Source organism: Thalassotalea agariperforans (assembly GCF_053470345.1).
This window is the reverse complement of the sequence record NZ_JBQMWH010000002.1, coordinates 124872-144394: the sequence shown is the minus strand read 5'-3', so window position 1 is coordinate 144394 and position 19523 is coordinate 124872. Positions and strand designations below refer to the sequence as shown.

The following is a 19523-nucleotide window of genomic DNA, read 5'->3' as shown; positions in this document are numbered from 1 at the left end:
ACTTTATCATGCGGGATATACTTTAACCATCAAATCAGTTGAGGAATTTAAGTATGAATAACACCTATCCAAGAACCTTTTCACATATTGGTATTTCAGTACCCGATCTAGAAAAAGCGGTTGAATTTTACACCCAAGTGTTGGGCTGGTATTTGATCATGGCACCCACGGAAATTACTGAAGATGCAAGCCCTATTGGAGAAATGTGTACCGATGTTTTTGGTGCTAATTGGCAAAAATTTAAAATTGCGCATTTATCTACAGGTGATCGCATTGGCGTGGAATTATTTGAATTTGTGAATCAAGAACAACCGGAAAACAATTTTGAATATTGGAAAACCGGCGTATTTCATTTTTGTGTGCAAGATCCGAATTTAGAAGAGTTAGTCGAAAAAATTGTTGCTGCTGGTGGTAAAAAACGGATGGAAAAACCACGTTATTATTACCCAAATGAAAAGCCTTACCGCATGATTTATATGGAAGACCCATTTGGTAATATCCTTGAAATTTATAGCCACAGTTATGAGTTAACTTACGCAGCAGGTGCTTATTAACTGTTAAGCAAGCATAAACCGCGCTTAGTTTATGCTTGGTATTTTAAGTTGAAAATTTCTTTTTTTTCATTAACTACCTCTAAAAAAGCCGCCAGTTTTGGCGGTTTATTTAAGCCAATACGGTAGACCACTGAAATCGGTAAGTCGTCGTTTAGCCAGTTAGGTAATAAATGGCAAAGTTTACCGGCTTTAATCTCATCTCTTACCGACAACCAAGGCAGTTGTGCAATACCCGTTCCTGCCACCAAGGCATTTTTTAACGCTTCCATATCACTGCATTGAAACGTTGTTGGCATGGCAAGGTTATGTTCGCTTGACGAATTTTTTAGTTGCCAATTTACCGTGGTGGTTGAAAATATTTGTAAACACCGGTGACCGAGTAAATCTTCAGGTTTGTTAATTGTAGGAGCATTCTTTAAATAAGACGGTGCTGCTACCACCACACGGTTAGCGAAGCCGAGGGGTTTTTCGATTAATGACTCATCACGATTTTTACCCATGCGAAAGGCTAAATCCAGTCCTTGTTTAAATAAATCCTCGTATTCATAAGATAATTTAAGGGTTACGGATACCTCAGGCCACTTTGCTAAAAAAGCGGGAATGATCTCAGTTGAAATATAGCGGCCTAAAGTTGGCGGTGCCGCAATGCGTAATTGCCCGTTAACTGACGGCTGTAACGTTTGCATATCGGCTACAATATGTTTAGCTTCATCGAGTAATGATTGCGCGCGAGCATATAATATTTCACCGGCTTCGGTTAACAATACAACCCGTGATGATCGTTCAAATAACTTAATACCTAAATTATCTTCTAGTTTAGCAATCGCTTTACTCAGCGCTGACTTGGGGATGTTTAGTTGTTTCGCCGCTTTGGTAAAGTTCAAAGTGTCAGCAGTAACAACAAAATAGCGTAGCGGCTTTAATTCAATCATCTTAATTCCATCTGCTCAATCTCATACTTTATTGTTTCTAAAATGGTAACGGTAGGTTTCTTTTTATTCTATTGTTTCTTATCTATTAAAGCACGATACTTTCACCATAATTGATGGTAACGAACATCGAGCTAAATTTAGCGCGGTGTAATTAACATTAAAAATACTAGCTTAGAGTCAAACAACGGAGAAATTTATGTCAAACAGTTCAATTTCTAAAAGTAGCAGTTCAGCGGATATGGCGTTGAATAAATCGATGATCAAAGCTTATGCTGCTAAAGAAGCGGGTGGTTTATTAGAAGCATTTGAATATGATGCTGGTGCTTTAGCGAAAGATGATGTTGAAATTGACGTTGAGTCATGTGGCATCTGTCATAGTGATATTAGTATGTTAGATAACGACTGGGGCTTTACTCAATATCCATTCGTACCAGGGCATGAAGTTGTTGGTACTATTGCAGCCGTGGGTAACAACGTTAGCTCGTTACACGTTGGCCAGCGGGTTGGCTTAGGTTGGCATTCGGCTTATTGTAATGCGTGCCATACCTGTAATTCTGGTGATCACAACTTATGTGCAAGTGCGCAACCAACCATTGCTGGTCGTCACGGTGGCTTTGCAGAAAAAGTAAGAGCACAAGCAACTGCAGTTGTTTTATTACCTGAAGGCGTAAATCCTGACTCTGCAGGACCATTGTTTTGTGGCGGTATTACGGTATTTAATCCGCTGGTGCAATTCGACATTAAGCCAACGTCAAAAGTTGCGGTAATAGGTATAGGCGGTTTAGGTCATATTGCATTGCAGTTTCTAAATGCCTGGGGCTGTGAAGTAACAGCGTTTACTTCAAGCGATGCTAAAAAAGCCGAAGCGCTAAAAATGGGGGCACACAAGGTATTAAATTCTAAAAATCCTGAGGAATTAGAAGCCGCAGCCAGTTCATTTGACTTTATTATTTCAACGGTCAACGTCAAACTTGATTGGAATGCTTATATCGCCACATTAGCACCGAAAGGGCGCTTGCATTTTGTTGGGGCAACATTAGAGCCGCTTGATATTGCGGCGTTTCCATTAATTTCAGGCCAACGTTCAATTTCAGGCTCACCTGTGGGGAGCCCTGCCGTTATAAAAGAAATGTTAGATTTTGCCAATTTACATCAGATAGAACCGGTAACTGAATATTTTAGTTTTGACCAAGTGAATGAAGCAATTGCTCGTTTACGTGCGGGAAAAGCTCATTATCGTATTGTTTTAAAACGTTAATATTGAAATTGATTAATATTTCAAAGAACTCCGGCTTATGTCGGAGTTTTTTGTTTTAATGGCTATTAATATTTAACATTTACTATTCCCTTACTAAGAAGAAAAGAATTACTTACATTACTTAAAGTAAGGTTTTCTTTACTTTTGTTATTGTAAGGTATACATTACATAATGTCAGGTATGTAATGTATACCTCAATATTAAAAAGTAAGGATGATAAAATGAAATCTGAACTTCAAAATGAAAAAGAGTTCACCATAAAATTTATGTTAGCGATGATGGTTTTTCTGTTATTGATTGCTCTTCAAACGTTTTCGATAGAATTACTAGATTTGGCAACTTGGTTAAAAGTAGTGGTTACTTTAATACCGGTCTTACCTTTAATTTGGGCGTTTAAAATTTATCAAACACGATTTAAATCTTTAGATGAATACATGCAAAGATTAACCGGAGAAGCGTTTTTATGGTCGATGGGCATCGTTGGCTTTTTATCATTCTCTTATGGCATGTTAGCTATGAAATTTTCAATACCTGAAGTTAGCCTTGCCTTTGTTTTACCTGCAATTTTTGGTGGTCATGGTTTGGTATTGTTTATTTTGCTAATGGTTGACGGTAATGAAGAATAGACTCAAAGTATTACGGGCTGAACGAGATTGGTCGCAGGAAGAGTTAGCTAAACGGCTAGGGGTTTCAAGGCAAGCGGTAAACGCTTTAGAGCGAGGTAAACATGATCCATCTTTAGGGCTAGCATTTACTATTGCCAAAGTCTTTGAACAAGCCATTGAAGCGATATTTTTCCCTGAAGAAGAAAGCGAATAGCGATAAATCGGCCAAGTAATCAAGGTCTATCAACTTGATTTTAAATATAATCATGTAGTTAGAAAAATAGAGGAACTTTAAAAATTGAATCAATTAGCTGAAAAGTCTATTGGCTGTCCTTACTGTGGCGAAATCATTAAAGTGCTGATTGAACCATCTGACGCGGATCAACAGTATATTGAAGATTGCCAAGTATGTTGTAAACCTATAAATTTCATCATTTCTGAAAGTGTTAATGGCGAACTATTGGTTAATGTTTATAGTGATGATGATACGTTTTAATAAATACATAACAAGCTCAAGGCAAAAACATAATTAATACTGTGTGAACGGTTGTAATCTCGGACTTCTTATCGTTCAGATGTATTGGTTCCGGATCTAACATTAACGTCTGCTTGGCGGCGTTGGGTTGTTTACTTAATAAGTGGCTAATGTAAATATCTCATTTCTGTTCAGTACTAAGAATTAAGCTTTTAATTTGGTTAATAAATCGTGAATTTCCGCTTTTAGTTCTTTATCAATAATTTTATTACAACTGATTTTTGCCTGTTCTAAATACTCGATCGCACCTAGTTTATCGCCTAACTCTATTTTTAACGCAGCAATGGAAAAGGCGATAGATGAGCAAAAGTCTTTTGAGTTAATCGCTTGTGCTTTGGCTAATGCTTGTTGATAAATGGTTATGGCCAAGGCTAAATCATCGGTAAAATCGGCTAAAGTTTCCCATTGAACGGGGTGATCTTTGTCGGTATTTTCATGCTCAAGGCATAATTGATTTAATTCGTCATAGAATGCATCGAATCGCTTTTGATTTTTTTGTTCAACCGCGGCCATTAAGCTGTCTGTTAGTGATAGTACACGTTTGTATATTTTGGTATTCATTTTATGGCCTTGTAATTATGGTTAAACAATGAGAGTCAGCCATTATAGGGACTTTGTTTGAACAAAACAGATCTTATTTCGATAGAGATAAAAATGTGAAAGCTAGTCGTTTGACTGTGCAAAAAAGTCTTCGCTAGCCAAGTAGTAATGCAAATGATTTTTGAATAAACAGTGCGGTTAAATAAAAAATCCATGAGCAGAATTTTTGTTTATTCTGGCTCATGGATTTTCAGTTATTAGTAATAATGGTGTTAACCAGTATTAATAATTTGCGAGTACTTTCAAGGTGTATTCTTGCAATACTTTTGGTGACTTAGTCATTAGCACATCTAAACAACGTTTACCTTCACAGGCAATATTGTTGTCAGTAATGTATAACATAGCCGCTTGTTCCAAAATTTTACCTAATACAATTTTATCAAAATGTTTGTCAGGATTTGACAAGCAGAATTGGGTGTAGGCGTATAACACTTCAACAATCGCTGATTTGAAATATATTGGGTGCAAATGCAAGATCAGAGCATCTATTTTACTGGCGAAACTTTCTTCTCTAGGAGTCATAGAGCTTCTGGTTTCGGCGGCGTCTAAGTGCTCATTGGTGTTTTGATTATCGCCAAAAATAATCGCATTGGTGTTTGCTAAACTTTGCCAAATATTATTTAAAAATTCATCGTCAAAACGTGTTACTAAGCCACGAGTTGAGCGCCATTGTAACCAGTCGGTGTCCATGGCATTACCTAGGTTATTACTGGTTGAATTTTCAAGTTGGCGAGCAAAGTTAAACTCTTCATCCTGATTTAAGCTTTCTTGCTGCGCGGTTAGCACATCTGAGATCAATTCTGATAATTGAAACGGTGATTTACTGGCTAAGGTAATTAAGGTTTCTTTATCACATTCATTTTTAGCGTCACATAAGGCTAACAAGCTATTTAATTTTATTGAGCGAATACCTCTAAATATTTGGGGTTTAGTACGAATACTATTACCTAAAATAACCAAAGATTCTTGCACTAGGCTACGTTCAATAAGATCCGTACAGGCACTATCTAATAACTTGATTAACTCTTTTGGTTTCATCAAGGCATGTTCACCAATAAGCACTACGTCATTGTTGTGGCCAATAACAATAGAAATATTACGGGCGCATACTAATGAAACATCATCGGCTAAATCTCGTTGTACAAAGTTTAATAGTGAAAAACAACAGCGAGCGGTTAACCAAAACTGCTCATGTTTTGCTTTGTCATAAATAGCTTCAATGAGTGCTTGAAAGCTTATATTAACGTCAGCATTCTGGCTTAATTCAGAATTTAGCGCGTAGTGGGTTAACCATTGTTGAATTTGCTGATAGCTGGCTAAATCGTCTTCTTCAAATACTTTTAATTGGTTTTGTAATTCTTGCGTAAATACATTGATATCAAAAGGTAACATGCGCGAGCTTGAGGTCATTGGTGATTCTTCCAATGAGGTGATCGCATTGTTTTTCATGATGATGGTGTTTTGTTTTGAAGCTCGGTAGGCGAGGCTGGCTGAAGCATAACCAACATCGGTGTGCTCTATACGCAACTGAAGATTTTTAATAGTGGTTAACAACACATCGACATTCACCGAATCTAACATATCTTGGGTTAATAAATAAGAAAATACCGCCGCTTCTTTGTTGATCCAATATTGGCAAATATAATTAATTTCACGTGTTAGGTTAGCGCTGGCCAGTTCGGCATCAAACAAACGATAGTTATCTTCGTCGTATTGTAAGCTTGAAAGTGATAAATACGCTTGGTTGTTGATCATGTAAGTTTGCGCTGTTGCTAAGCCTTGAAAGCGACGTTTTGGACGACCGGTTAAGCCTAAACTTTCATTTTCACCGACATGGCGATAAGCCTTTACCAGCTCAGCTGCGGTAATAACTTTGATCGGACTGATATCAGAAATTGTTTCAGCAATAACCCCTTTAGCGGATAATTGTTCTTTTACACTGTTGTTTTCAGCAAGTACCACTAAGGCAAGTTGTGAATTTGTAATTTGCGATGAGCGTACACTTAAACGTAATGGGTCTAGATCGGTTTGCTCGATTAAGCCTTCATCTAACATTAAGCCGGTGTAATATAAACTTTGTGCCCATACTAAAGGGAGGTTTTCATTCGGTGTTCTTGGTTGCGAGCCTGGGGCATTACGCTCAGCTTCAATATTTTCAGCTTCAACAAAATACAACTCAGGTAATAATTTTTTACCATCAACTTCTACCATCACGTTTTCTAAACGGTTACGGTATTCTTTGGCTTCATCAAAGTTATTGTCGAATAATGCTTGAATATACAAGTAGGTATAAAATAACGGCCATTCTGATTCAATATTTTCGAAGTTTGCTAGCTCTGAATGCTCGTAATGTATGCGTGAGTGATCTTCAACAGCCGTTTGATGGCCATCCCACAAAAAACGTTTACAACCGAATTGACCACCCAATTCAGATAAAATTTTGTCTTTGGTTTTTTTCACTAAGCTTTTATCGCCAATGGTAAAAGCTGGAAAGCCAATAATACTTAAAATAGCACTATCGACTTCTTTCGAAATTGACTCGCGTGGTAATAAGCGGGCGAGGGTATTACGTGCTCTTGAAATAGCATCAGGAATGGTATGAATAACCGCTCTTGGGTTACCGTCACGGCCAAATAAGTTAAAGCCGTCTAATGCTTCAAGTGCCGCTTTGGCCATACCCACTGAGCTGGCATTAATTTCGGTATTACCATTATTAATTTTATTACCACGTTCCCAGATCCCGTAATCTGGCGTGCGATAAGCAAAAGCAATGTAATAAACTAAGTTTTGAATAAAATCGACTTCGTCGATGGTTTTAATGATGCGTAAACCTGAAGCGCTCATTTGTGCGATCATTAATAGGAATAACGATGTGGCATCAATTTGTAAATGCCCCCATTCGTGATCATCTACAATGGTTAGCCCTGAATTGGTGTCGTATTTAGCGTGTAAACAATCCATTGGATCTAAGGTATGTTTAAATTTTTCAACTTTCGGTGATTGGCGCATCATAGATTGTAATAAACCGCGCATTAGTTTAACGGTAGATTGCTCTAATTCATCACTTCTGATTTTTTCACCTGAGCGACGATAAGCCATGCCAAGTGTCCAAACACTCAGTATTGAATAAACGTTATCTCTAACCCAAGCATCAGTGTAATCACCGTGGGTTGTTATCGCGGTACTTGCGGGTAATAAGCCAGTAACAGGGTGCTGCCTTTTAATAATGATATCGGAAATGTCGCGATAAAGATTATCTAATAATGATACGTTTTTCATAATTTTAATGAGCCTTCGTATAGCCTAAAGAAAATACTATTATTTTTAATAAATATAGTAGTAGCAAAATATTACTATTATTGCTGCAAGCGCTTTTAATCTAAGCAGATATTTATTTTCTGCTTTACCATAGTCGAGAATAGTTATTCTAACAATGTCATTAACTTACCGCATGTTATTTCGATCAAAATAAATTAACTTATCGTTTTTATTATTTTTTGTAGGGTGAGCAAAAGAAATATTTTTGTTTTACGTTAATGGCCAAAAATTATAATAACAATCAAACGTTAAATTCCAATGACACTTATAGTGAAAATGTGCATGTTGATTGTCGATAATAACGCTTTGGGCTGTTAATTATCGTAGAATAAATAGCCCGTCATAGTTAGCTTTATGGTGGATTTATACGTTGGATGTTTTGTTGATTTAACGTGATGTTTTTAACACCAGGGGAATTTAAGCTTGTGATTAGGAAAAACTGATTTAGCAAGTAAGTGTTTATTTCAACTCAGATTCATGTAGCACTTAGAGTACTACTTGAATCTGACAGAAACGGTTAAATACACTTAAACACTAGGTTGATATAACGGAGCTTTTGTCGTTTTTTTGCCTAAAGTAAAGTAGGAAATAACCACAAAGGCACTAACAATTGCGCCTAAAATTTTATAGGTTTCAGGAAACCCAATGGCATCGTACATAGCACCAACTACAACCGATAAGCCGCTGGCAACTACTTGCGACATAAATTGAAAACCAACAATGTAAATGGTGGCAGAATATTTATTGTCAAAGGTTATTGAAATATATTTAAAAATAGCAACTAGCATTATTGGTAATTCGGCAGCATGTAAAAGTTTCATGATAGAAATAGTGATAGTGTCGTCAGCATAACCTGAACCAATAATTCTCATTGCCATAATCACGCCACTTAAAAGTAATCCATTTTTAGCGCCAATTTTATTAACAATAAAAGGCGCAACAAACATACCTCCAGCTTCAAGAAATACTTGAAAAGAGTTTAGGTAGCCGTACATGGCATTACCTTCATCTTTAGTTGGGAATAAGGATGAAAAGTAAATAGGAAATTGTTGATCGTAGACGCCGTAAACGCATGATACCCCCATAATGAAAGTAGCGAATCCCCAAAACTCTTTTAACGTTAGAATTTTTACCGCATCTCTGAGGTTAACTTTGCTGGCTGAGGCGTTATCATTGTTAGCTTGGTTACTCGCTAATTCATCACTGTTAAGAAGTGCTATTGAAAGTAAAAAAATACAAGCAGAAGCGCTGGCCAACATAAAGTTGTATTCGGGATCAATGTTGAATAAAAAACCGGCAAAGAAGGTAGCCGTTGCCCATCCTAATGAGCCCCACATTCGGGCTCTGCCGTATTCAAAATTAGCCGCTCGGCTAACCCGTTCAACATAGGTTTCTACGGCACCAACCCCAGCAGAAAAAGCGGCACTAAAAAATATGGCACCCAATATCGCACCAAGATAAAAATGACTGATCAGGAGCGGGCCATAAATGAAAATAAAAAATGGTCCCGATAAAAAGAGTAAAGCGCCAACGGTTATTAATAACCCTTTACCTAAGCCTAATTTATCTTGTATAAAACCATAACAAGGCATAACAGCTAGTGCTGCAAGCGCACTGATACTAAAAATAATACCTGTTTGTTCACCCGTTAATCCGATGGTTTGATTAAGCCAAATAGGAAATAAAGAAAACCCAAAAGACCAAGTTAGGAAAAATGAAAAGAGGGCGCAACTAAGCAGCCAATATTTAGTGTTATTTGAATTGTTCATTTTTCCTCAACTTAGTTAAATTTGCTTATTTAAAATGGATAGCCGCTCGACAAACTCGCCGCTAACCTTGTGTACTTGTGCTGATTGTTCTTGCGCTATAGCTAATTTCGCTGCTAGCTGTCCCATACTAAAATAAGGTAGGGTTACTGTGCTTAATTGCGGCACTAAGTTTTCAGCGATCATTTTATAGTTATCGTAGCCAACAATTGATATTTGCTCTGGTATTTGGTATCCCATCACGCCTCGAATTAACATAAAAACCCGCATTGCCATTTTGTCGTTACCACACATAATGGCTGTTGGTGGGTTAGGTAATGCCATCAATTCACGTAATACACCTTCTAAATCAACGAATTCGTCGTTATCATCTTTAAACACACCGCGTCGTATTAAGTTGTCATCAATCGGAATATCATGGTGCTTATGAGCTAATTTATAACCTTGTAATCGTAAATTGGTTGCAACCATGTCTTCAAAGAGGGTTAATGATGCAATTCTGGTGTGTCCCTTAGCTATTAAATGCGCGGTTGCTTCAAAAGCCCCTTTTTCATCATCCGGAATAATAGTTGGATGGTTTGTGTTTTTTTCAAAGCAGTTAACTAAAATGAGCGGACATTGCTTAAATGCCTGAGTTATCTCAACTTCTCGGTGATAAACTGTTGCTAGAATTATCGCCTGTGCTCTTTGTCTTCTAAAGTCTTCTACTAATTTTGAAAAGTTCGCCATGCTACCGCCGGTTTCACCAATCATTAGTAGTAGGCCATGCTTTTCACAAATATCTTGTATACCAGCCACAATGCCGTATGAATAAGGCGTTGTTGTTAGGTTGTCGGTAATTAAACTGACAATGCCAGCACCAACACCTTTTAACGCTTGTGCTGCGGCAGACGGGTAATATTCTAATTCCGCCATTGCCTTATTTACCTTTTCTACGGTTTTGGGGCTGACACCTTTAAAACCATTTAAAATACGTGACACGGTTTTTACAGAAACACCTGCATGTGCGGCTACATCTTTAATTGAATTCATTTTTTTCTTCATAATTTGTTGATGTTTCTGCAAGTATATCAAGCTAAATAATCTTTCAGGATTATTTATTTTGATTATCTATCTAAATTTCTATGGTAATAGATTAGCAATTAAATTTATTTATGTCCAACGTTAGACATAAATAAATTTTTAGGGTAAATTACATCATAAGTAAATTACATTGCTGGAACGATATGAAAAATTCAGATATTGCAACGACAGAACATTGGCGCCCATTTATTCATTTTACCCCTGAGAAAAATTGGTTAAATGATCCAAATGGTATGGTTTATTTTGATGGTGTATACCACCTGTTTTATCAATATAACCCTGCCGGCGATAAGCACGCTAATATGCATTGGGGTCATGCTAAATCAACTGATTTAGTGAATTGGCAACATGCAGATATTGGTATTTATGCCAAGCCCGAAGAATTAGGATATGTTTTTTCAGGAGGTGCCGTTGTTGATGTTAATAACACGAGTGGTTTAGGTGATGGGCAAACACCACCTTTAGTTGCAACTTTTACACATCATTCTGTTGATGAAGTGCAAGTACAAAGCATAGCCTATAGTCAAGATGGTGGAAATACTTGGCAGGAATATGTTAATAACCCAGTGATCGCTAATCCTGGAGTAGCTGATTTTCGTGATCCTAAAGTTATTTGGGATGAAAAAAGTAAGCAGTGGGTAATGACATTAGCAGTTGGTCAGGAAATACACTTTTATCGTTCGGACAATTTAATAGAATGGCAGCTTATAGATAAATTTGGTGAAGGTTATGGAGCACATGGTGGCGTTTGGGAATGCCCAGATTTATTTCCGTTAACAACCGCATGTGGGATCAGCAAATGGGTATTGTTAGTGAGTTTAAATCCAGGTGGGCCAAACAAGGGATCTGCGACTCAATATTTTATTGGCGAGTTTGACGGTAATAAATTTATCTCTGATCACACTGAAGAACGTTGGTTAGATTATGGTCCTGATAATTATGCTGGCGTTACTTGGGATGGCTTACAAAGCACAAGCAATAAACGTATTTTTGTTGCTTGGATGTCTAATTGGGATTATGCCAACGAATTACCGACCAATCCGTGGCGAGGGGCGATGACTCTCCCTAGAGAGTTAACGCTGGTTAAAAATAAAGACACCTTTTTACTAGCGAATTTGCCAATTGAAGAAATTCGAGCAAAACGTAATGAATTTATTTTTCAAGGTAAGCAAGAAATCGATCAATCATCAACACCATCTAATTTACCAAAGTCTTGTGCTTATGAAATTACTTGGCAAATAGATAAAACTATGGGGGATAATAGCATCACGCTTTTCAACTCTGCGAATGAAAAATTAGTATTGAGTTATGTTGCTGCTGATAACTTGGTTTTACTTGATAGAACACAATCTGGTTGGACAGAGCATGGCTTTGGCCAGATCGCCAAAGCCCCTTTAAAACATGCGTTAGATACGGAAATTGTCTTTTCGATTATTATTGACCAATCGACGGTAGAAGTGTTTACAGAGGATGGTTTAACCACGTTAACATCGAATATTTTTCCTAAGCTTCCTTATAGTCAATTAAAAGTTAGTGGTGAAGCTCAAGTAGGGTGTTTTACGTTGACTGATTGTTTAGCTGAATAAGTTAATCATTATGAATGTAGGCCATGGCCTTTCAACTTTTTGTTGAAAGGCCATTTTTTTAATTGATTACATATATACCAATTCCATTAAGTTTGTGGTCTTGTTGTGCGTAGGAAAAATTAATCATGGCAAGGCGCTTGATTGCGTAATAGCTGGCAATTGAGGGAAAGCAACTTAGCTATGGAATATTTTAACCCGTGTAAGTGGGCAGTAATTTAATGAAATTGGTATCATTAACCGGCATTGTTAATCTGAGTTTCTCTACTTTACTAAAATACCTACATGAATATCATTTTTGCCTAAACCGTTAGTTGGTCTGACGGGAGCAATTCTTCGAGCTATTTGGTTATTTTCTGTCACCAATCAAAACATTTGTCTGAAAATTTAGGGGCAAGGAGACAGGAGAAAAGCGATGAATGACCATAGCTATTGGTAGATATGATCACAAATTATGGTTTAGCGAGGTATCAATAAAACGGTGCTCATGTTGAACTTAATAATAACCAAGCGTAACTTAAATGTTAGGCTTGGTTATTATTAACAGTAAAATTTTCTGTAAATAGTTTACTAGTACCTTTTAATTATTCATTAGCATTGTTGATGGCGCGTTTGATGATAACGGGTAAATTTCAACTTTGCTAAAGTGTGTACTTGCGCCTTTAGAGTATAAATAAATTTCATCACTGTCGATCCTACTTGGATATATGCGGTTAGCAAATACGGCTTTATCATTGATAAAAACTGAAATAACGGAGTGATCTATAAATACCCGAAACTTTTTGGGCTTGCCAAAAACAACTTCATCATAAGCCGCGCGATATACAGCGGTTTCTTCGAAACCAGCGGTTAAGGTTGATTTAGACTTGTCTATGACTATATTTTCACCATCGTAATAGACTTTCGTTACTTCTTCTTGCTGTGGTGATGCTCCTAGGTAAAAACCATATTCACTTGCTTGAGTGTTATCATCAAGCGTAATTATCATTTCAAGTTGATTGCCGCGGGTTGCAAGTTTGTATTCGCCATTAATATTAAGATTTTGCTCTGAATAAACATTAGCGGTTTGGCGTAAAGTGGTCAGGCTTTTGGCGGGTTGTTGACCAATTGTTTTACCATCGTCTAATAAGCGAAGCTGACGTGGTAAGCTAAAGGTATGTGCCCAACCAAGGTCATGTTGAAATTGCGAATGAGTTCGTTCATCAACAATACCAATGGCAATTAGTTCACCATTTTCATTTCTTACAACAGCTGGCGATAAATGCCCGTGAATAACATCAAAATTCTTCGGTGTTGTTTCGTCGGGTGTAAATTGCCCAGCAATACCATCAATGGCTGTTGTCCAAGTACCTACCCAATAAACGCTACGAACAAAAGGGGCGTGATTTTTTTTCATACGACCACCGATTGGACTAACAATCAGTGCGTATTTTTTTTGGTTGTTATGGGTGCCAATATATTCGAAAACGGGCATTTCCCAGATACCTGAACCTATATCCATGTCTGAAAAAGCGACACTAGAAAAAGGGTGTTTTGCTCGTTGCCAATTACCCGAATTAATATCTTTGGTGGTATAATACTCAATACCGCCATGTTTGCCATTAGCACTGCCAATAATCATGTGCCAGTTATTTCCCTCTTGCCATAAATACGGGTCTCTAAAGTCGGCAATATTTCCTGGATTTGGATGGTTTTTATCAATTATTCCACCATGTTGTGTCCATTTTTCAAGCCGCTCATCGGTACTGGTTGCCCATGCAATGCCGGGGTCGTATTTGCCATCAAAATTAACCGTTGTATAAAAGGCATGAGCTTTACCCTTGTTATCAACTACAACATCTCCTGACCAAATTCCTTTAGAGCCCAAACCAGAATGGGTATTTGTATTTAGTTTCGGGTAGAAAGCATCTTTTAAATTATGCCAGTTGACGAGATCTGTACTGGCCATATTACCCCAATGCATCATCCATTTATAAGGACCATTTGGAGTACGTTGATAAAACATATGGTACTTCCCTTGATAAGCCACTAAACCGTGCGGTTCATTGGTCCAGTTAGCAGGGGGCATAGCGTGATAACGTGGACGTAAATGATCATTTGCAAAACGGCTTGAAGGCACGGCAATAGATTGTTGCCACGGTGTATTTTTACCTTGCTGATACGTTGTTAATAATTCGTTATTTGTTTTTGCTTTATTATCAATTTTTGTTTCATCATAAGCTGCATTAATCGCGTTGACTTCAAACACGCCAAAAGAGAGCTGTGGCTTAAATGCTCGACCAATAGTTAGCGGAGTACTAGCTGAAAATTGAACGTTGCCGGTTGTCGTCATTTTTTCAGCAACCACTTCACCATTAATAAATAAGCGTATTAAGCCGTTATCAACAGTGAAGGCTAAATGAGTCCAGTGATATAGCGGAAAGGGGCTAGGTGCATCAATACGAAAGTTTTGGTGATTGATATTTATATCTAACCACCATTGTCCATAGGTATTAATCCCTAAATTAAAACCGGTATTAACCGACTTTTGATGTATTAATGATGAGGTTTGTAAGTTATTTTCTTCGGTAGAAGGAAAGCTTTCTAAAGCTACCCATGTTTCTAGTGTCATCGCCTTTAGTGGCTGAGAATTAAATTCACCAGCTAACCAGGTTGTATATCCGTTCGTACGAAATGCATTTCCTTCAATACCGGGAACTCGTTCTGGCGCTGTGTTGGAATATTGAATGGTAAAAGGAGTATTGTTAATTCTATTGAGGGTTGTGCTACTGCCATTTTTTTCGTTGTATGCTAGATGAAGTAACGGTTCAGCGAAGCTGTTAGATATACAGGTTATTGATAATATAATAATTAACCAAGGTGATTTTTTCATTAGCGACATTTTTATCCTTATCTTAAACTGTGTTGGTGGTTTCTTTCACTCAGCGCACTTGCATTTTCCGTATGTAAAGTGGTTACCCCAAGCTAAGTTCAATTATTTGTAACCATGTTCAATGAGTCTAGCCGATAACTGATTGCCTTATTCAAACTCTCTCATGGTATTTTAAAAAAAGGCCGCTATAAAAATAGCGGCCAAACGGGTGGTACTGGTTTAAGAGTACCTAGTTAAAAACAGTTTACTTAGAATGTATAAGTTAATGATGCTTTCATTGTTCTACCTAATAACGGACGAGCTACACCAGAATAGCTACCATCAGAGAAAGATAGGCCACTTTCAACAGAAGAACCTTCTGTGAAACTGTCAGCGTCATTTAAATTACTAATGTGAAATTGAAATTCTAAATCATCGCTAAATGAGTAGAGTGCACCAGCATTAATTTGTGTATAAGCTGGGTAGATTGTTACGTTAGTATTACTATCTGACGCGAAGCGATCGCTGTAATACATAATTTGACCATAAATTGTTAATGGTGTTTCTTCAAATTCAAAAGATGGTCTTATGTTAACTAACCATTGAGATTGTCTTCTTGGACGTCTTTTGTCACTTGTTGAAATATCATAAATTCTTGTGTCATTGATATTATCATTGTTAGTATCAATCTCTGATATAGCGTTTCTAACGGCATTACTTTGACTTTGCTCAGGATCTTGCCAAACAATACTACCTTGTAGGGTTAAACCTTCTAAGAAGCTTGGTGAGTAGGAACCTTCTAATTCAACACCGATGGTTTCTAAAGTGGTTCTAAAGTTATCTCTAATTTTTGGACAATCCGCTGGCGCTGGAACTGTTGTACAGCTAACACCACCTGCACCATTAGCATTTAAGTCATCTAAAGCGGTAGATAAGTTTTCTTTAGCGGCAAAGTCGATGTAAAAGCTACTAACAGCTAGGGTAAGCTCTTTATCTGAATATCTAAAACCACCTTCTATTTGACTAATACTTTCAACTAGGTCACCACGAGCAATTTCGCCTGTAGAAGGGTTAGTTGCTGGTCCGCCAAAAATATAATCTTCAAAACCTGGTAAGCGGAAAGAATCTGAAACACTTAAATAAAGTGAATAGTTTTTATCCAGTTTGTAGTTTGCACCGATAGACCAGCCCATATCGTCATATTCTTCAGAGGCAAATTGAGGTGTACCATCAGGGACATTAACAAAGTTATCAGATAGGGTATCACTTGTTGAACCAACAACAATATCGCTTGGTGTAAAGTCGTTTGAAGTATTACCAGGATCAAATGAATTAGTTGTTACACGGTCAACTGATAGCTCTTGCCATCTTAAACCAATATCCACCTGTAAATCGTCATCTAATAATGAGATATGATCAAGGATATATAGGGCGTTAGTACGCATAGTAGAATCAGCACCTAAACCAAATAACGCCGGTTGATCAACCCCGCCTAGTGTAATTGAAGGTCCTACTTGTTGTTCATTTGCATCAACAGCATATAGGTCAACTAAACGTGAGTTTTTACTGATATCACTCCAGGCACTAGCAAATACTGAAGATACATCGTAGGTATAATGACTTGTATACATACCAAAAGTAAAATTATGGTAATTGCCACCGATGTCAAATTCTTTACTTAATTGAAAATCACCCGTGCTGCTGGTTGCATCAACTTTGCCATATACTGGAATGTTGTGTGCTAAAATACTTGGTGCTTCAGTGGCGGTTGATAAATCTGTGCCATTAACCGTATCAGTATAATATGCTTTAACACCAGTAGCATCATCATATGCACCTTGCAAATCACCACCAAGGCTTTGAATACGACTAAACTGCTCTGCCACTAATGCCGAAGTTTCTCTTGCAGGATCATTAAATAGAGCATTAAAACCGTTTGAGCCAGAGGTTGAACGAAGTGATGCTTTAAAACTCCAATCATTAGCGAAATCTTTAATAAATTCAGCCGTATAAATATTGAATTTAGGGGCAATACCATCGGTAATGTCTAGATTTAGTGCCGTACCGTCTTTATTAAATAAGTTATAATTACTGGTTTGATAAGACATTACAGTACCATCACCAAAATCGACCCCTAAACTGTTTACGTCACTAGGTGATATATGGAATGGGTTATCTTCTGTTCCCGGTGCTCTTGTATTATCAATAGAGTAGGGGATGTTTTGATAAAAATTGGTTTTATCATTAATGGTGTGTGCTTGTAACTTTAATTGAGTTGTTCCATCGTCACTGATGTACATTAAGTTACCGCGCATTTGGCCACCTTTGTTACCAGTGTAACCCGGATCTCTTATACCTTCAGCGACACGGTAAAAGCCACCTACGGCAAAAGTTAAGTTTTTATTAATTGGTCCCGCAACATAAAAGTCGTTTCGTACATGACCCCAGTCACCCACTTCAAACTTATAAGCGCCTTCAAATTTTTGTGTTCCTGTACGAGTAATATAGTTAACGGCAGCACCTAAAGCATTTGAATAGATGATAGCGCCAGGACCACCTTTAACAGCTTCAACGGCTACAGTCATCAAGTCAGGTTTGATGAAAACATCATTGTTCATAAAAGGTGCTTCAGGCTCTTCGTAAGCAGGTAAGCCGTCGAGTAGGTTAGGTACATAGCGGTAACCACCAGCTTGCGGTAATCCTCTAACAAGTACGTTATTGTGCGATTCACCCGCAGTTCCACCTTCAGGGAAAAAACCAGGAATATTACCTAACAATTCTGCTGCTCCATGTGGAGCTAATTTTTGAATTTCAGCAGGTGTTATTGTGTTGATTGAGAAAGTTGCATCCAACTTTCGTGTGTCTTTGGCGACACCAGTCACAATGATCACTTCGGTATTTTTATTTTCGACAGCATCTTCGATATTTTTATTTTCTTGCTCTTGTGCATAAACAGCACTAGAACCAGCTAACAAGGATATTGCTGCTAAATGATGTATGGTTTTATTCATGTCATTCCCCTGATATATATTATTTGTATAGTTCAAATATTTATTTTTATCACCATGTCCATCGTTGGACATGGTAATTCAAAAAATATATATTTATTTGTCTAACGATGGTCATTATGGCACCATCTTTAATACTGTCAATACAAATTTTAAACAAATTTAATAAAAACATTTTAATTTATTGTTAATAAATAACTTTTTTATTTTAAGCGGAAAATAAAATAGTAATTAAACGAAAACATTTTTTGATATAAAAAATAATCATGGCAAGGCGCTGATTGAGCAGTAGCTTGTTATTGGGATTGAAAGCAACGCAGTCATGGAATATTTTAACCCGCACAAGAGGGCAAGAATTTAATGAAATTAGTATATGTTTGCTGCCAATTAGAAAACAACTTCACTAATAATATTTTCACTTAACATTTACGTACTGAAAAATGTTAATCAAGGCGGCGGAGATTGCTTGGAGAAATTGCAGTTTAACTTACGCTAACTCTAAATTTTGTGAGGTGTGGACTTGCTAAAATGGATTATTCCGACCAATACCAGCTAGTGATGTTATAGCGAAATTCATCTGTATATTCTTTGTTTAATCGCTTTACCCAATGTTCGGACCCCTTTGATGATGGGGCAAACAAGACACAGCGGTTATATAAAGGTGCGATACTTATTGGTTTATCATCACCGCTAAACACAAGTTCGCCGCCGGCGTTACATCTCCAATTTTTATTTAAATACAATAACATGCAAACCTCTCTTCCTGGGGAGTCATCGGCATGTTGTTCAACAAAGTCATTTGGGCTTAAGCGAAAATAATTTGTGTTAATGTTGGGATCAGCTACATGGATATCGGTTAGTCTGACATTAAAGATGCGTGACAATACCGACATAAATTCCTCGCTACGTAAAAAGGCTAAAAAGTCATGGGCAATTTTTAAGTGTTCTTTATTGCCGTTTGCGCAATTTTCACTTAACGCTGTCCGTGGCAGCACATCACGCTTAACAAAGCGCTGATCTTCAGTGGTTTTTTCCCATTCGCTATTATCAACATATAAACTTGCATAGGTATGCTTTTGTGTTTGCCAGTTTGTCGCTTGGCTCAATACCTTAAGTACTTCATCAAGTTTGTTTTCATCAAATAAGCCATCGATGACAACATGATTAGGGCAAGTGTTTAACAACAAGCTTCTGTATGTGAATATTGCCGAATCGTTTAACAGCTTTTCATTTAACCACATCAATACTGACCGTCTGTATTAGCAATTGAAAACGTAGAGTATACCCCGTTGCCTTGCTATTCGTTAGCTATAGCAAGTACTTAACCGCAATTTTTTAGTATTTAACCTGAACTCGGGAATAAATTAGCTAACAATTGTTTATCGCTTGGAACATGATATCTAAGCGATTATGCTTTGATGAAAAACATT

General features: G+C 37.3%; 14 protein-coding genes. 6 read left to right on the top strand and 8 right to left on the bottom strand.

Annotation, left to right across the window (positions count from 1 at the left end; translation table 11 throughout):
* Positions 1–53: 53 nt before the first annotated feature.
* On the top strand, positions 54–554 hold the full coding sequence (locus ACSLUO_RS03855) for a lactoylglutathione lyase family protein (RefSeq protein WP_448246362.1): 501 nt from the start codon (positions 54–56) through the stop codon (positions 552–554).
* Between the two features lie 29 nt (positions 555–583).
* On the opposite strand, the gene ACSLUO_RS03850 is transcribed toward ACSLUO_RS03855, so the two are convergent.
* Positions 584–1486, bottom strand: coding sequence for a LysR family transcriptional regulator (locus ACSLUO_RS03850; RefSeq protein ID WP_448246361.1), 903 nt, complete (start codon positions 1484–1486; stop codon positions 584–586).
* A 256-nt stretch (positions 1487–1742) separates the two neighbouring features.
* On the opposite strand from ACSLUO_RS03850, the gene ahr reads away from it, so the two are divergent.
* The 4 genes from ahr (at position 1743) to ACSLUO_RS03830 (ending at position 3845) form a co-directional block, all read left to right on the top strand.
* Positions 1743–2744: an NADPH-dependent aldehyde reductase Ahr gene (gene ahr, locus ACSLUO_RS03845; protein ID WP_448246857.1), complete on the top strand. Its 1002-nt coding sequence runs from the start codon at positions 1743–1745 to the stop codon at positions 2742–2744.
* Positions 2745–2965: 221 nt separating this feature from the next.
* The gene (locus ACSLUO_RS03840) at positions 2966–3370 is read left to right on the top strand and encodes a hypothetical protein (protein ID WP_448246360.1); all 405 of its coding nucleotides are present in this window, start codon (positions 2966–2968) and stop codon (positions 3368–3370) included.
* Positions 3360–3563, top strand: coding sequence for a type II toxin-antitoxin system RelB family anti-toxin (relB, locus tag ACSLUO_RS03835; protein ID WP_448246358.1), 204 nt, complete (start codon positions 3360–3362; stop codon positions 3561–3563). Before ACSLUO_RS03840 ends, relB begins: the two co-directional genes overlap by 11 nt.
* A gap of 84 nt (positions 3564–3647) precedes the next feature.
* Positions 3648–3845, top strand: coding sequence for a CPXCG motif-containing cysteine-rich protein (locus ACSLUO_RS03830; RefSeq protein WP_448246356.1), 198 nt, complete (start codon positions 3648–3650; stop codon positions 3843–3845).
* A gap of 183 nt (positions 3846–4028) precedes the next feature.
* Here ACSLUO_RS03830 and ACSLUO_RS03825 read toward each other — a convergent pair whose 3' ends face one another.
* The 4 genes from ACSLUO_RS03825 to ACSLUO_RS03810 all read right to left on the bottom strand — a co-directional run bounded on the left by ACSLUO_RS03825 (position 4029) and on the right by ACSLUO_RS03810 (position 10612).
* Positions 4029–4445, bottom strand: coding sequence for a tetratricopeptide repeat protein (locus tag ACSLUO_RS03825; protein WP_448246355.1), 417 nt, complete (start codon positions 4443–4445; stop codon positions 4029–4031).
* A gap of 261 nt (positions 4446–4706) precedes the next feature.
* The gene (locus ACSLUO_RS03820) at positions 4707–7763 is read right to left on the bottom strand and encodes a phosphorylase b kinase regulatory subunit alpha/beta (RefSeq protein WP_448246353.1); all 3057 of its coding nucleotides are present in this window, start codon (positions 7761–7763) and stop codon (positions 4707–4709) included.
* A gap of 566 nt (positions 7764–8329) precedes the next feature.
* Complete coding sequence (locus ACSLUO_RS03815; protein ID WP_448246352.1) at positions 8330–9571, bottom strand: MFS transporter; 1242 nt, start codon at positions 9569–9571, stop codon at positions 8330–8332.
* A 15-nt stretch (positions 9572–9586) separates the two neighbouring features.
* Positions 9587–10612, bottom strand: a complete 1026-nt coding sequence (locus ACSLUO_RS03810) for a LacI family DNA-binding transcriptional regulator (RefSeq protein WP_448246350.1) — start codon at positions 10610–10612, stop codon at positions 9587–9589.
* Between the two features lie 182 nt (positions 10613–10794).
* On the opposite strand from ACSLUO_RS03810, the gene ACSLUO_RS03805 reads away from it, so the two are divergent.
* Positions 10795–12237, top strand: coding sequence for a glycoside hydrolase family 32 protein (locus ACSLUO_RS03805; protein ID WP_448246349.1), 1443 nt, complete (start codon positions 10795–10797; stop codon positions 12235–12237).
* 577 nt (positions 12238–12814) lie between these two features.
* Here ACSLUO_RS03805 and ACSLUO_RS03800 read toward each other — a convergent pair.
* The 3 genes from ACSLUO_RS03800 to ACSLUO_RS03790 form a co-directional block, all read right to left on the bottom strand.
* Positions 12815–15115 (bottom strand): GH32 C-terminal domain-containing protein, encoded by a 2301-nt coding sequence (locus ACSLUO_RS03800; RefSeq protein WP_448246348.1) that lies wholly within the window; start codon positions 15113–15115, stop codon positions 12815–12817.
* Positions 15116–15354: 239 nt separating this feature from the next.
* The gene (locus ACSLUO_RS03795) at positions 15355–18096 is read right to left on the bottom strand and encodes a TonB-dependent receptor domain-containing protein (protein WP_448246346.1); all 2742 of its coding nucleotides are present in this window, start codon (positions 18094–18096) and stop codon (positions 15355–15357) included.
* Between the two features lie 530 nt (positions 18097–18626).
* Positions 18627–19277 (bottom strand): 2OG-Fe(II) oxygenase, encoded by a 651-nt coding sequence (locus tag ACSLUO_RS03790; protein WP_448246344.1) that lies wholly within the window; start codon positions 19275–19277, stop codon positions 18627–18629.
* Positions 19278–19523: the final 246 nt, after the last annotated feature.